Source organism: Mailhella sp., from assembly GCF_057866825.1.
Genome location: NZ_DBMAHT010000005.1, coordinates 42,251 through 56,708, shown reverse-complemented (window position 1 = coordinate 56,708; position 14,458 = coordinate 42,251). Strand labels below are relative to the sequence as shown.

The following is a 14,458-nucleotide window of genomic DNA, read 5'->3' as shown; positions in this document are numbered from 1 at the left end:
CCGAAAAGCCCGCGCGCAGCGGGCAGATCGTTCCGCCCTCCTCCCAGAGCGCCGCCTGCATGCCGCACACTTCGCCGACGCTGCCGCCCCGCGCGATGCAGCCACCAAGGACGTCGCCGAACGGCACGACGCGGGAGATGGCCGCCCTTCCACGTCGGCAACGACAAAGTCCGAAGTTCTGCCTCCGCCCCGTTGTTCTTCCGGGCCGAAAAAACGAAGGACACACTGCCCCCCTCCGCCCCGAGGAAACGGCAACCGAAGCCGCCCTCCGCCTTCGGTCGCGCAAGGCACGCGAAAGCCCGTATCCTTTCCCGAGCCCGCAAAAATCATGAAGGCGCCTCCTTCTTCCCAGGCAAAGGCGATTCGTCGCTTTTTCGGACTCCGTCGGCGGGAGAGACGAGATCGCCCGCCCCGTGAAAGCGATCCGTCCGCCGAAAACGCGCGGCGCAGAAAAGCCCGGAGAAAATTTCTTGACAAATTAATCATTCAAAGATATTTGATATCGTTCTTTGGCCTAACTTTGTGTTTTTATTTTGGAGGAACACATGCCTACTATTCAGCAGCTTATCCGTATCGAACGGAAGAAGGTGGTGAAGAGAAAGAAGACCCCGGCCCTGCAGGAATGCCCCCAGCGCCGCGGCGTGTGCACCCGCGTGTACACCACCACCCCCAAGAAGCCTAACTCCGCTCTTCGTAAGGTCGCCCGTGTGCGCCTGACCAACGGCATCGAAGTTTCGGCTTACATCCCCGGCGAAGGCCACAACCTTCAGGAACACTCCGTCGTGATGATCCGCGGCGGCCGTGTGAAGGACCTCCCCGGTGTCCGTTACCACATCGTTCGTGGTACCCTGGACACCTCCGGCGTGCAGGATCGCCGTCAGCGTCGTTCCAAGTACGGCGCCAAGCGTCCCAAGAACTGATCCTAGAGCGAACGCTCCATTTTTATGGTCTCTCAGTGGTTCTGAAGGCCATTCCAACTTGTTTACGGAGGAATCACCATGCCCCGCAAAGGTCCCATTGCAAAAAGGGAAATCTTGCCCGATCCTATTTACAACAGCCGCCTCGTGGCCCGCTTCGTGAACCGTCTCATGTACGACGGCAAGAAGGGCCCCGCGGAAACCATCTTCTACCGTTCGCTTGAAATCCTCGGCGAAAAGACCGGTGAAGACGCTCTGCACGCTTTCGAGAAGGCTGTGGAAAACGTGAAGCCCCACGTTGAAGTCAAGTCCCGTCGCGTCGGCGGCGCCAACTATCAGGTGCCCGTCGAAGTGCGTCCCGAACGCCAGATCTCCCTGGCTCTGCGCTGGCTCATCACCTATTCCCGCGCCCGCGGCGAAAAGGGCATGATTGCCAAGCTCTCCGCCGAACTCATCGACGCCTTCAACAACCGTGGTGGTTCCGTGAAGAAGAAGGAAGACACCCACCGCATGGCCGAAGCCAACAAGGCTTTCGCTCATTTCCGCTGGTAGGCCGCCATGTCGAACCGTACCTTTGAAATCAAGGATCTGCGCAATATCGGCATCATGGCCCATATTGACGCCGGCAAGACGACGACCACCGAACGCATCCTTTTCTACACCGGCGTGAACCACAAGATTGGTGAAACGCACGAAGGTGAGTCCACCATGGACTGGATGGAACAGGAAAAGGAACGCGGCATCACCATCACTTCCGCCGCCACCCACTGCCAGTGGAAGGGCCGCACCATCAACATCATCGACACCCCCGGCCACGTGGACTTCACCATTGAAGTGGAACGTTCCCTGCGCGTGCTCGACGGTGCCGTGGCCGTGTTCGACGGCGTGAACGGCGTGGAACCCCAGTCTGAAACGGTGTGGCGTCAGGCCAACCGCTACAACGTGCCCCGCATCTGCTTCATCAACAAGATGGACAGAATCGGCGCCGACTTCTTCCATTCCGTGCAGACCATCCATGATCGTCTGAAGGCCAACCCCGTCATGCTGCAGCTGCCCATCGGCCACGAAGACGAATTCCGCGGCGTGGTGGACCTCGTCAAGGGCAAGGCCATCATGTTCGACAAGGACAGCAAGGGTTCCAAGTTCTGGGAAGAAGAAATCCCCGACGACCTCAAGGATCTCTACGAGGAAAAGCGCCTGGAAATGATGGAAGCCGTGGCTGAAGAAGACGAAGCCATGATGGAAAAGTACCTCGAGGAAGGCACCCTTTCCGAGGAAGATCTCCATTACTGCATCCGCAAGGCCACCATCGCCCAGACCATCGTGCCCGTGCTGTGCGGCACCGCCTTCCGCAACGTGGGCGTGCAGCCCCTGCTCGACGCCATCGTCGAGTACCTGCCTTCTCCGCTCGACATCGAGCAGATGAAGGGCACGAATCCCAACAACGGCGAAGAAGTGCTCTGCCCCGCCGACGACAAGGCTCCTCTGGCCGGCCTCGTGTTCAAGCTGGCCGCCGACCCCTACATCGGCCACCTCTCCTTCTTCCGCGTGTACTCCGGCTATGTGGAACCCGGCATGTCCGTGCTGAACTCCACTTCCGGCAAGACCGAACGCATCGGCCGTATCGTGCGCATGCACGCCAACAAGCGTGAAGAAATCAAGTGGGCCGGCGCCGGCGACATCGTCGCCCTCGTGGGCCTCAAGAACGTCTCCACCGGCGACACCCTCTGCCACGACGACGCTCCCGTGGTTCTGGAATCCCTGGACATCCCGGATCCCGTCATCCAGGTTGCCATCGAACCCAAGACCAAGGCCGACCGCGACGCTCTGTCCGCCGCCCTCAACAAGCTCTCCAAGGAAGATCCTTCCTTCCGCGTGACGGGCGACGAGGAAACCGGTCAGACCCTCATCGCCGGCATGGGCGAGCTGCACCTCGACATCATCGTCGACCGCCTCACCCGTGAATTCAACGTGAACGCCAACGTGGGCAAGCCCCAGGTTGCGTATCGCGAAACCATCACCAAACCCTCCAAGTCCGACACCAAGTACGCCAAGCAGTCCGGCGGTCGCGGTCAGTACGGTCACGCCGTCATCGAGATCGAGCCGAATCCTGGCAAGGGCTACGAGTTCATCAACTCCATCACCGGCGGCGTCATTCCCAAGGAATACATCCCCGCCATCGACAAGGGTATTCAGGACGCCCTGAAGAGCGGCGTGCTTGCCGGCTATCCCGCCGTCGACGTGAAGGTCAACCTCGTGTTCGGTTCCTACCACGAAGTGGACTCCTCCGAACAGGCCTTCTACGTGACCGGCTCCATGGCCATCAAGGACGCCATGCGCAAGGCCAGCCCCGTGCTGCTGGAACCCATCATGAGCGTGGAAGTGGTGACTCCCGAAGACTACCTCGGCGACGTCATGGGCGACCTCAACGGTCGTCGCGGCAAGGTGCAGGCCATGGAAGCCCGCGCCGGCGCCCAGGTCATCAGCTGCTTCGTGCCGCTGTCCGAAATGTTCGGCTACGCTACCGACCTGCGCTCCCGCACTCAGGGCCGCGCCACCTTCAGCATGCAGTTCGACCACTACGAAAAAGTGCCGGCCAGCATTTCTGAAGAACTGGTAGCCAAGAAGAAATAAGCAGGGATTTCCCTGACAGGTCAAAGAACTCGAAGGCCGGGGCGAAGCTCCGGCCTTCTCTTTTGCGGAGAACGACATGACGGAACGGGAAAAAATGATCGCCGGTCAAATCTACAGCACGCAGGACGAAGAACTCATCCATCTGCACCGCGCCTGCGTGGACGCCTGCGTGCTCTGCGACCGATATCTTCCCTCGCAGCTCGACGAGCGGCGCGAGCATCTGTGCCGCATTCTGGGCCGCACGGGAGAAAACTTCCTCATCGAGCCGGGATTTCGCTGCGACTACGGCTTCAACATCGAAATCGGCGAGAACTTCTTTGCCAACTACAATCTCGTGATTCTCGACTGCGCACCCGTGCGCTTCGGCCGCAACTGCTTCATCGGACCGCAATGCGGCATCTACACCGCCGTGCATCCGCTGGACGCCAAAGAGCGCGCCACGGGCATGGAGTACGCAAAGCCCGTCACCGTGGGCGACGACGTATGGTTCGGCGGACACGTCACCGTTCTGCCGGGCGTCAGCATCGGCGACGGAGCCGTCATCGGCGCAGGCAGCGTGGTCACGCACAGCATTCCCGCGCGCGTGGTGGCGGCGGGCAATCCCTGCCGCGTGCTGCGCCCCATTGAAAAGAGTCCCGTTTCAGGCCGCAGCGTTGACTAAACGCGCGTATGCCGCTATTGCTTGCTCCAAATCAACCGCAGCGGTCGGACGCCGAAGCGCCCGCACCGAGCAAAGGAGTTCACTCATGGCCAACATGAAAGCCAAATATCTCGGCGACCTGCGTGTCGAATGCACGCATCTTGCCAGCGGAACCACCATCGTCACCGACGCCCCGGTGGACAATCAGGGCAAGGGCGAGGCCTTTTCCCCCACCGATCTGTGCGCCACGGCTCTGGCCTCCTGCGCCATGACCATCATCGGCATTTACGCCAAGCAGCACGACGTGGATGTGACCGGCACGGAAATTTCCATCACCAAGGTCATGAGCGCGAGTCCCCGCCGCATCGGCAAAATAGAAGTCGTGCTCGACATGCCCGACCGCGAATACACCGATCGTCAGAAAGCCGCCATCGAGCACTGCGCGCACAGCTGCCCCGTGCATCTGAGCCTTCATCCTGACGTGGAACAGGAATTTGTTTTCCGCTGGAAACACTGATGGTGCGCCGCCTCTGCGGCGATACTGCGGCCTGCGTCAACATGCGCAGGCCTTTTTTTATTCTTCGCTCGACACGGAGTTTTCGCACCGCACGCCCCGCTTCATCATGCGGATCTGCCCGTCGTGCGCGCCGTTTCCGCCTTTTTCCCGGCAGGCATTCGCCGTTCTCACCGAGTCTCGTTGTCCTCGCCCCCTTTCCCTCATCCCGGCGTCTGCGAGCTGCCCTTGCCTGGATGCTTCCCCTCTTGCCGTCGCCCTTCCCGCACTGTGTCTCGAATGATGCTCCGCGAACACCGTCCGTTTGATGATCAAGCCCCGGCGCCTGCGGCGCGTCCGGACGCAACTGCTCCGCCGCAATGCAGAACATCCGCGCGGCCCGACTCTGAACAACTTCAGCCCGCTGTGCAGTTCCGGGGCTCTGCGCGCATCCTCAGACAAAAATGCACTTGTCGGATCCACTGGTCGCCAAAATGTTTTTTCGCGCCTCCATCGCCCTGTCAGGGGCATTCCATCGTCTGAAAAGACAAGAACTCTCCGAGGTTACGCAGCTTTTTCCCCGCCGAAAGAGCCTTCTCCCGTGTGGGCTGCGGCCCGCACATGGATGTGCCCCCACGCTCTGACAAGACCGCTTCTTGTCCGCTCAACGTTCCTCCTCCGCGCTCCCGCCGCTTTTCCCCTTTCTCTCACGATCTCGATTCGTCCCCGCAGCAACGGACACGCCCCCCCCCTCTTCCGCATCCCAACTTTCGAGGCCGCGGCTCTCCTGCCCCCCTTCTCTTCCGCGCTCGTTTTCTCCTGCCTCTCTCCTGCCGTCGTGCGTCCTTCCCGGAGTTCTCTCCAGACGCGACGACACGAAGATCGCTCCCCGGTGTCATCCTTCTCCCGGCACGGCCTGCGCATGCCGCCTTTTCCCTTGGCACCTCATGAATCCTCATACCCGAAACAAAAGATGCCTCCCGGTAGTGCCGCTTTTCCCCGCCGGCTCGTCTTCCCCTCTTTGCCTTGCGTTCACGTTCCGCGCCCCCCTTCGCCTGCTCCGCATCGTCTTTGCATCCCCCGGTGAAAACTCCGACAACATCCGGCATGCTTTCGTCCCGCTGCATCTCCATACCATATGCAAAAGGCCCGCCTGCATGAAGCAGACGGGCCTTTGCACTGCAAAAAAGCGCCGATTAGAAATCAGGCGTGCATTCCAGGCTGAGATCGTTGGGGATCACCATGACGGGAATGCGGGTCTTGCCGATGATGCTTTCAGAAGGCTTGTTGAACAGAGAACCGAACAGGCCCTTGGTGGACATGCTGCCGATGACGATGAGATCGGCGCAGTACTTGTCGATGACCTTGAGCAGTTCTTCTTCCACCTTGCCTTCAGTCAGCACGATGGTGGTGTCGAGACCGGCGAAGTGCTTATTCACATACTCGGTGAACGCTTCTTCGTTGGCCTTGCGGCTTTCTTCGATGAGCTTTTCCACCATGTTCTTGCTGCCGGTGCGGCGCAGAATGGCTTCGTTGTCGGCAGCCACGTGAACGAGAATCAGCTTGGCGTCGTTCTGACGGGTGATGTCGTTGACGTACTGCGCCACGTCATCAGGGTTTTCGGAAAGGCTGATGCAGCAGACAATATTGGAAAAAACAGACATGATATCCTCCTGTTTTTGATGAGCAGAATAATGCTTCGTCACGCTCTACTTTTCCGTAATAGGGAATCCGTTGTCAAGCAGATGTAAAAAAAAACATGCCGGGACAACAGGTTTTCATTTTGCGCCCGTCGTTCTGCCGCAATTCGCGTCGAGAAAGAACAAGCCTGAAAAAATTTTTTCTTTCCGTGCGCGCAAGGGCCTGCGCCGCCTTCTTTTTCCCGCCCCGTCGTCGCACGGTTCGGCGGCAATCCGCACCGGCTTCCGAAAAAACATTGCACTCCAAGCTCCGATTTTTAGGAAAGTCCGCTCCGACCTCTTCCGCGCCACGCCGAAAATTCCCTGTAAAAACACGGCAGAAGGCACTGCCGCCGACACATGTCCCGCATCTTCCGGCAACGGGCGGCGCAGCTTGCCCTCCATCTCCGGGCGAGCCTTGAGGCGCAACGCCTAGACGCTGGACGACCGCATGCCCCTCGCTCCAAAACGCACAGAGCTTTGCAGAATCGCTTCCCTTCCGTGGATTCAGCGCAGTGCTTCTGCGCAAACGCCGCCTGACGACAAATAAAAAAAAAGAGTCGCGACACACGGTCACAACTCCGAAATGGTCGGGGCGACTGGATTTGAACCAGCGACTTTCTGCTCCCAAAGCAGACGCGCTACCCCTGCGCCACGCCCCGAACATAAAAAAACGGCTGCCCTGTAGAGGACACAGGGCAGCCGAAAATCAGCTGAAACTAGCGGGCGATGACGTTGAATTCGTCACGACGGTTCTTGGCCCACACAGCTTCACCGGTACCTTCAACGGCGGGACGTTCCTTGCCGTAGGAGATGATGTCGAGCTGGTCGGCAGGCACGCCGAGGCGGATCATGTATTCATAGGCAGCGCGGGCACGACGTTCGCCGAGGGCGAGGTTGTATTCCTGGGTGCCGCGTTCGTCGCAGTTGCCTTCAATGCGCACGCGGATGGAAGGATACTGCTTCATGAGTTCAGCCTTCTGCTGCAGCATGTCGCGATATTCAGCCTTGATGTCATACTTGTCGAAATCGAAGTACACGACACCGTCGGTGATCTGCTGAGCAGCAGCGTCAAGGGCGGAAGAAGAGGAAGCCACGGGAGCGGGTTCCACGTTTTCCACTTCAGCGTTCTTCTTAGCGCAGCCGGCGCCCATGCCGAGAGCCAGAGCGAGAACCATAACCAGGCCAAAAGACTTCAGAGACTTCATGATAACTCCTCCTGAGAGTTAAGTCATAATATTTCTCTCTCCCCGCTCGTTCCCTCTTATCATCGAGCGAAGAAAGAAAACTGCACTTATCGGGCAGAACGGCATATTACCCTCGCCCTTGGGGATGTCAAGCTCGCAAGGGGGGGGATTTCGCCCAGAAATTTAAAATATTTTACTTTCCCCAGCTCGGGAACGAGGCATTGCCCGATCCCGTAGGCACATGTTTGGCCTCGCCGCCGTGGCGGGTGGTCAGATAAATCTGGGAAGTGCCGCTTCTGGTGGAAGTAAACGCCACAAAGTAACTGTCGGGAGCAAAGGCGGGCTGTTCGTCTCTGCCGGGACCGAAGGAAATCTGCTGATCCGAGCCGGTCATCATGTCATGAACAAAGATGCGGAAGCCCGAAGGCGTGGCCTTGGTGTAGGCAATGAGCGTTCCGTCGGGGCTGATGCAGGGCTCGGAGTTGTAGGAGCCGTCCATGCTCACGCGGGTCACGGAGCCGGTGGAGAAGTCCTTCAGGAAGACCTGCGGGCTGCCGAGGCGGCTGGAGGTGAACGCCATCTTGGTGCCGGAGGCGTCGAAGGAAGGCGACACGTTGATGGCCGCGCTCTGTTCCAGCGGACGCTCGCGCTTGAACTGACGGTTCAGCAGGAAAATGTCGGGATAATGACCGGTGGAAAGGCTCACGGCCACGCGGTTGTCCGGCAAAAAGCAGGGACCGATGACGGTGTTGCCGGGGAAGCGGACGCGCTTGACCGTGTTGTTCAGGCGGTCCCACACGCCGAGGGCGTGGGTGCTGTCGTCGAGATGGCTGAAGACCACGTAGCGGCCGTCGGGCGACCACGAGGGGGACATGGCGGAGCCGGGAATGTTGGTGACCTGACGCAGATCGCGACCGGTGGCGCGCACCACCCACACGTCGCGCTTTTTGCCGTTGCCCTTCACGAAGGCGAGGGAGCTGCTGAAGAAGCCGCGGGCGCCGGTGAGAGCGGCCATGAGGTCGTCGCAGAAGCGGTCGGCCACGTTGGGCACTTCGGTGTGGGTCACGCCGGAATAGGCGTTGCCGAACACGAACTTGCCCGAATAGGTTTCAAACACGCGCAGTTCCACGGTGGAATTTTCCCTGTCGCCGGAAGGCCAGTGCGCCGTGACCAGAAGGTCGGCGCCGGCAATCTGAAAGCGGCGGAAATCCACGTCGGCTCCCTGCCAGGCGGTGAGCACCGTGCCGCCGAGCACGGCCGAGGAAGGAATGAGCTGCATGAACGGCAGGAAATTGAGGTCCGCCACAATGGCGTCGTTCAGTTCCGAGCCCAGCGCCGTGGCACGCTGACCGGGAGCGGTAAGCGGAGACGCCATGGACAGCTTGATCTGATTCTGACCGGGGCCGTAGATGTCCACCATGGTTGCGGCCTGGCACTGCACGGCGAACGCCAGAGCCAGCACCAGAAGCGCCGCCACGCGGACGCTATGGAAAAGATGAAGGATTTTACGCATATGACACCCTTGAATAAATTTCTGAAGCAGCCTTTGCGCTGCTCTTGAGGGAGGCTAGAGCATATTCCCGCGCGTCTTTGTGGTCAAGTGCGCGGAAGCACTCTCTGATCCTTTCCCGCAGATAAAACAGGCGTCTGCGAAAACGGCATGAAAAAGGCCTCTTCCGAAAAAGAGGCCTCACGCCCTGTCCTCCGAAGAACAGGCCCCGGACAGCGCTTCCAGCTTTCGCGCCCGGGGCAGCCGCTTCACCCTTTGCTCAAGGCGAAGAGCCTCCTCACGCGTCATTCCGCCTGCGCAGGCAAGCAGCATCACCGACCGACGCCCGCGGGTGTACTTCGCCCCTCCGGCAAGAAGGCCGTTGTGCATGGCCACGCGGCGCGCCACGTCAACGCTTACGCCGCAGTACAGCGTGCCGTCGGCGCAGCGCAGAAGGTACACGCTCCAGTCACTCACGCCTTTTTCTCCGCCCGGGGCGCGGCAATCGTCCAGCCGAGGCCCGCAAGCACGATGCAGAGCGCGGCGTTCAGGCCCACGTTGAGCACGGCAAACACGGCGTGTCCTGCTCCCCAGAGCGTGACCGTATCAAGCGCAAACGAAGAAAAAGTGGTGAATCCGCCAAAAAATCCGGTGGCCAGAAAGGCCGTTGCCGTAGGATAGCCGTACTTCGTCCGCGAAGCCGCGCCCAGGAGCAATCCCAGCAGAAACGAGCCCAGCATGTTGACGCAAAGTATGCCCAGGGGAAAAACTCCGCCCACAACGCCCATGACGGCTCTTCCCGCCTCCACACGGCACACCGCGCCGAGCGCGCCGCCGCAAAGCACCGCCGTCACCTGTCTTGCAAACTGCGACATGTTTCCTTTCCTGCGTTCATCGGATTATTGTTGATGTTCCACGCGTCTCCGACTCGGGGAAGACGCCCTCGAACCGGATTCCCGTCTGCTTCCGCAGCTACGCCACACTGAAAAGCGACAGACCGAGCGCCGCGGCTCCGAGGCCGAGCACCATGTTCAAAAGCACGTTGGCCGCGGCTCTGAGCGCACAGCCCTGCTGAAAAAGCCGGAAACTGTCCAGAGAAAATGTGGAAAACGTGGTGAGCGCGCCGCAGAAGCCCTGAAGAATGAATTCCCCGAGCAGACCGGAAGGCTGGGAAGCGTACACGCTGCCGATGACAAAGCAGCCGACGATATTGACGATGAGCGTGCCCACGGGAAAGAAGGGCCCGAACACGGCCGCTGCCGCCATACCCGTGAAATATCGGCACAGCGCGCCGAGCGCACCGCCCGCCGCAACAAACAAAACTGCATCCATTGATTCACTCCAGGGGGCAGAGCATCCGAACTTTATGCTGAATTGTCAACCCCGGTTCCATGCTCCGGAACTCCGGCCGCGGCATGCAGAGCCGCTGGCCGAGGTCTGCGCCCGACCGGAAGGTGGCGCGCCGAAAAGACGCGCCGCGCCTTCGATCAGAGCCGGTAGGCCGATTCGCCGTGCAAAGCCTCGTCGAGGCCTTCGAGCTCCTGCTCGTAGCTCACGCGGATGGGGCCGAAATGGCTGATGACCTTGAGTATGACCCAGGTTGCGCCGAAGGACCAGGCGGCCACCACCACGATGCCCAGAAGCTGGAGGAAGAACTGTTCCACGCCGGCATGCACGGTGTTGATGGCCGTGGAGGCAAACACGCCGACAAGAAGCGAACCGGTGAGGCCGCCCATGCCGTGGGCGCGCCAGACTTCCAGCGCGTCGTCGAAGTGCAGTCTGGCCTGCACGCACTTGGCGTAGTAGCACACCACGGCTCCGGCCGCGCCGATGACGATGGCCGCCCACGGAGGCACGTAGCCCGCGCAGGGGGTGATGGTGGCAAGACCGGCCACCGCGCCCACCAGCACGCCGGAGAAGGAAGGACGCTTTGCGCCGTGCCAGTCGAGGAACATCCACACCAGCATGGCGATGGAACCGGCTATGGTGGTGTTGGTGAAGGCGTAGGCGGCGAGTCCGTCGCCGGCGTAGGCTCCGCCCGCGTTGAAGCCAAACCAGCCGAACCACAGCAGGCCCGCGCCCACGGCCACGAGCGGCAGGTTGTTGGGCTCAGGATGCGCACCCGGAGCCACGTCGTCGCGGCGTCCGAGGAAGAACACGGTGGCGAGCGCCGCAAAACCGGCGTTCACATGCACCACGATGCCGCCGGCAAAGTCCACCACGCCGAGTCCTGCCAGAAATCCGCCGCCCCAGATCCAGTGACAGGCCGGAATATAGACGAAGATCATCCACAGCACGAGAAACTGCAGGTAGCCGCGGAAATTGAAGCGTCCGGCAAAGGCGCCCGTGATGAGCGCGGGCGTGATGATGGCGAACATGAGCTGATAGGCGAAGAACAGCAGGAAGGGAACCGTAGTGGCATAGTCGGGGCTCGGCGCGGCTCCCACCTTGTCCAGAGCAAAGTGATAGGTGATGTCGCCAATGACGCCGCCGACATCCGGCCCGAAGGCCAGACTGAAGCCGCCGAAGATCCAGATGACGGCGATGACGCCCATGGAAATGAAACTCTGCATCATGATGGTGAGCACGTTCTTGCGCCGCACGAGTCCGCCGTAGAAGAAGGCGAGACCCGGAGTCATGAGGCAGACCAGCGCCGTACAGAGCAGAATGAACGCGGTATCTCCCGAATCGACTGTGTACATGAAAGACTCCCGTCAGGCTGAAGTTGAGTCGTCGCCGCCTCTCGTTCCGGCAAGAACGACATGCGGCAGCAGAAAGAGCCACGCAGCGACGACGAAAGGAAAGGTGAGCGTGGGAATGCCTAGAGGCGCAAGCGCCGCGTTGAGCGCGCCCTGCGCCACCACGGTGAACACCGTGGCAAGAAGGGTGTAGAGGATCACTCTTCCGCCGGGCCGATAGAAGGTCGTGCCCATGCCTATGGCCGTGAGCACGGCGCTGAACTGATAGAGGCCCGCGCCCACGGACGCGCCGTCCGCCCCGAGCAGAAGCGCCGCGGCCATGGCCGCGAGCGATCCGCCCCAGCCAAGCAGCGCGGCGGAAGGCGAAGACAGGGCAAGGCCGATCAGAAACAGCGCTCCCGTCACGGGGTCGTTGATGAGAAAGACCTGGGAGACGCCGGCAAGACTGGAAATGAAGAAGGCTTCCGCGCTGAAGAGCGACACGGCGTCGTGCGGAAGCGCAGGCAGAGCCGGATGCGGCAGAGCGACGGCGTCGAAGCCTGCAAAGCTGTAGGACGCGAGAAGAATGAACCAGGTGGCGAACACGAACGGCCCCGTCATGGCCGACACCTTCCACGAGGCGAACACCCGCGACACCGCCAGCATGATGACGGTGGAAAACATGGCTCCGAGCGCAATGAGCAGCCAGCACACGGCTCCGCCTTCCAGAAACACGGGCAGCGCGCAGCCCACGAGAATGCCGTTGTAGCCGTGCAGCCCCGCCTGCACGTCGCTGCGGGGAGCGCCGAGCAGACAGCCCGTTGCCGTGCCAACGACAAGGCCCAGAAGCGCGCCGAAGAATATTTCCGGTCTGCCCGCATTCCACGCTCCCCAGGCAATGCCGCAGAGAAAGAGCAGTCCCGTCCACGGGGAGTTCTGAAACATCACCTGCCCGGCTCCGCGCAGCAGCGTTCCGAGCACCGAAACCGCCGGACAGCTCCCCTGCCCGGCGACGCATCCGTTGACCGTCATTGTCCGCCACCTCCTTGTTTCCACGTATTCCGAGCGGTTCAGCGCCAGAGAAAGTCGGGCGGCAGCGGCCTGCCGAGCGCCCTTTCCCGCACCAGCGAATGGAATTCCCGCATTTTTCTGCGCACGCTCTCCACGCCGTGCCCGAGCACCCGGAACGCCGCTCCGGCGTGCTCGGGCAGACGAAGCGCTCCCCAGGCCAGATCGTCGGTCACGGCCGCGCCGGCGTCGCGCACAAGAGAGTCCGCAAGATTTTCGGGAACCAGCGCAAACATGCTTCCGAACACCTCGAAGCCGTCCATGACCGCGGCGCTGCAGAAGTTCGTTCCGTCCGGCTCCAGCACGAGACGCTCTTCAAAAAGCGGAGCCTCGCCGTCGCTGCGGCAGACGTGAAAGCCCGCCGAATAAAGATCAAAGCCGAAAAGCTCCTCCCGGTGATGCCAGCGCCTGCCCGGCACCAGCATTTCCCCGTAGAGAAAACAGGCCGATTCCGGCAGCGTGACCCAGGTGTCCTGCACGTAGCGCGAATGGCGGTGCAGAATGAGCGGATCGGGCACGTATTCCAGCCAGCTCCCCTCCTCCAGATGGAAGCGCTGAAGCTGGCAGGCGTGATTGTGATCCATGACGTGAACCTTCGTGGCGCTCTGCGTGGTCACGAGCGCACGGGAGTTGCGGCGCGCGTGAACGTCCAGCGCCATGCGGTCGCCCTGCACCACGCAGCCCGTGGACGTGATGGTGATGACGCAGGCCATGTCAGGCTGCGACTCCTCCCAGTACAGCGCCTTCTGCGCAATCATGGGTGCGCGGCGATCCAGATCGGCCAGCACGGTGCGGCCGAGATTCTCGTCGCGGCGAAAGTCCAGACGCAGATAGCCCAGCTTGCCCACGGAGCCGCTCTTCATCTGCGGCGGCTCGTCGCGGTACGGCGCAAGCTCCGCCGCGCTGCGGTCCATGTCCGCAAGCGCCTGCCGCGCCGCCTGAAAGCTCGAACAGTCGGGCGCAGACGCGCCGGCATCGACGAAGCTCTCCTCACGCATGGGCCGCCTCGTTCGCCGCGCAGGGCGTCTCTTCCGCAGGACGGTCCGGCAGATCGAAGAGCGCGTCGCGCATGATCCAGTCGGCCAGAACGTCGATGTTGTGACCGGTCATACAGTTCGTGAAGATGAAGGGGCGATCGCCGCGCATGAGGCGGGAATCGCGGTCCATGACCTCAAGGCTCGCGCCCACGTACGGCGCAAGGTCTTCCTTGTTGATGACCAGAATGTCGGAATGGCACACGCCCGGGCCGCTCTTGCGCGGAATCTTGTCCCCGGCGGCCACGTCGATGACGTAGATGAAGAAGTCGGCCAGAGCCGGACTGAACGTGAGCGTAAGATTGTCGCCGCCGCTTTCGATGAACACCACGTCGCTGTCGGGAAAGCGTCTCTCCAGATCCTCCACGGCGGCGAGGTTCATGCTGGGATCCTCGCGGATGGCGGTGTGCGGGCAGGCGCCCGTTTCCACGCCCACGATGCGTTCGGCGTCGAGCACGCCGGCAAGTTCGCGCTGCACGTGTTTGGCGTCTTCGGTGGTCACCACGTCGTTGGTGATGATGAGCGGGCGCACGCCGCGCTTCATGAGCACGGGCACCACGGCCTCGATGACGGCCGTCTTGCCCGAGCCCACCGGGCCGCCGACGCCGATACGGGTAATTTTTTTCATGGGAGTCTCTC

The 14,458-nt window shown here is 61.4% G+C and carries 16 protein-coding genes and 1 tRNA gene; 5 read left to right on the top strand and 12 right to left on the bottom strand.

Annotated elements, in window-relative coordinates; genetic code table 11:
* Positions 1-545: 545 nt before the first annotated feature.
* The 5 genes from rpsL (at position 546) to ACZM96_RS01675 (ending at position 4,708) form a co-directional block, all read left to right on the top strand.
* Positions 546-920, top strand: a complete 375-nt coding sequence (rpsL, locus tag ACZM96_RS01695; protein ID WP_077073592.1) for a 30S ribosomal protein S12 — start codon at positions 546-548, stop codon at positions 918-920.
* Positions 921-998: 78 nt separating this feature from the next.
* A complete protein-coding gene (gene rpsG, locus ACZM96_RS01690; RefSeq protein ID WP_294445329.1) occupies positions 999-1,469 on the top strand; it encodes a 30S ribosomal protein S7 in 471 nt (156 codons plus the stop codon).
* Between the two features lie 6 nt (positions 1,470-1,475).
* Positions 1,476-3,551 (top strand): elongation factor G, encoded by a 2,076-nt coding sequence (fusA, locus tag ACZM96_RS01685; RefSeq protein WP_489486919.1) that lies wholly within the window; start codon positions 1,476-1,478, stop codon positions 3,549-3,551.
* Positions 3,552-3,627: 76 nt separating this feature from the next.
* Positions 3,628-4,212, top strand: coding sequence for a sugar O-acetyltransferase (locus ACZM96_RS01680; protein WP_489486918.1), 585 nt, complete (start codon positions 3,628-3,630; stop codon positions 4,210-4,212).
* Positions 4,213-4,297: 85 nt separating this feature from the next.
* Positions 4,298-4,708, top strand: a complete 411-nt coding sequence (locus tag ACZM96_RS01675; protein ID WP_489486917.1) for an OsmC family protein — start codon at positions 4,298-4,300, stop codon at positions 4,706-4,708.
* Between the two features lie 1,172 nt (positions 4,709-5,880).
* Here the strand turns inward: ACZM96_RS01675 and ACZM96_RS01670 are convergent.
* The 12 genes from ACZM96_RS01670 to ureG form a co-directional block, all read right to left on the bottom strand.
* The gene (locus tag ACZM96_RS01670) at positions 5,881-6,348 is read right to left on the bottom strand and encodes a universal stress protein (RefSeq protein ID WP_489486916.1); all 468 of its coding nucleotides are present in this window, start codon (positions 6,346-6,348) and stop codon (positions 5,881-5,883) included.
* Positions 6,349-6,462: 114 nt separating this feature from the next.
* A complete protein-coding gene (locus ACZM96_RS01665) occupies positions 6,463-6,768 on the bottom strand; it encodes a hypothetical protein (protein ID WP_489486914.1) in 306 nt (101 codons plus the stop codon).
* A 182-nt stretch (positions 6,769-6,950) separates the two neighbouring features.
* Positions 6,951-7,025 (bottom strand) — tRNA-Pro (locus ACZM96_RS01660).
* Positions 7,026-7,082: 57 nt separating this feature from the next.
* Positions 7,083-7,571, bottom strand: a complete 489-nt coding sequence (gene pal / locus ACZM96_RS01655; RefSeq protein WP_346665067.1) for a peptidoglycan-associated lipoprotein Pal — start codon at positions 7,569-7,571, stop codon at positions 7,083-7,085.
* Positions 7,572-7,743: 172 nt separating this feature from the next.
* On the bottom strand, positions 7,744-9,063 hold the full coding sequence (locus ACZM96_RS01650; RefSeq protein WP_489486912.1) for a translocation protein TolB: 1,320 nt from the start codon (positions 9,061-9,063) through the stop codon (positions 7,744-7,746).
* Positions 9,064-9,240: 177 nt separating this feature from the next.
* On the bottom strand, positions 9,241-9,516 hold the full coding sequence (locus ACZM96_RS01645; RefSeq protein WP_489486911.1) for a GIY-YIG nuclease family protein: 276 nt from the start codon (positions 9,514-9,516) through the stop codon (positions 9,241-9,243).
* The gene (locus ACZM96_RS01640) at positions 9,513-9,914 is read right to left on the bottom strand and encodes a CrcB family protein (RefSeq protein WP_489486910.1); all 402 of its coding nucleotides are present in this window, start codon (positions 9,912-9,914) and stop codon (positions 9,513-9,515) included. The genes ACZM96_RS01645 and ACZM96_RS01640 overlap by 4 nt, the downstream gene beginning before the upstream one ends.
* Positions 9,915-10,011: 97 nt before the next feature.
* On the bottom strand, positions 10,012-10,371 hold the full coding sequence (crcB, locus tag ACZM96_RS01635; protein WP_346665070.1) for a fluoride efflux transporter CrcB: 360 nt from the start codon (positions 10,369-10,371) through the stop codon (positions 10,012-10,014).
* Between the two features lie 155 nt (positions 10,372-10,526).
* The gene (locus tag ACZM96_RS01630) at positions 10,527-11,741 is read right to left on the bottom strand and encodes an ammonium transporter (RefSeq protein WP_489486908.1); all 1,215 of its coding nucleotides are present in this window, start codon (positions 11,739-11,741) and stop codon (positions 10,527-10,529) included.
* Positions 11,742-11,753: 12 nt separating this feature from the next.
* Positions 11,754-12,749 (bottom strand): urea transporter, encoded by a 996-nt coding sequence (gene yut, locus ACZM96_RS01625; RefSeq protein WP_489486906.1) that lies wholly within the window; start codon positions 12,747-12,749, stop codon positions 11,754-11,756.
* A gap of 38 nt (positions 12,750-12,787) precedes the next feature.
* On the bottom strand, positions 12,788-13,783 hold the full coding sequence (locus ACZM96_RS01620) for an urease accessory protein UreD (RefSeq protein ID WP_489486904.1): 996 nt from the start codon (positions 13,781-13,783) through the stop codon (positions 12,788-12,790).
* Positions 13,776-14,447 carry an urease accessory protein UreG gene (gene ureG / locus ACZM96_RS01615; RefSeq protein WP_489486902.1) on the bottom strand — a complete coding sequence of 224 codons (672 nt, stop codon included), beginning with the start codon at positions 14,445-14,447 and terminating at the stop codon, positions 13,776-13,778. Before ureG ends, ACZM96_RS01620 begins: the two co-directional genes overlap by 8 nt.
* Positions 14,448-14,458 lie beyond the last annotated feature (11 nt).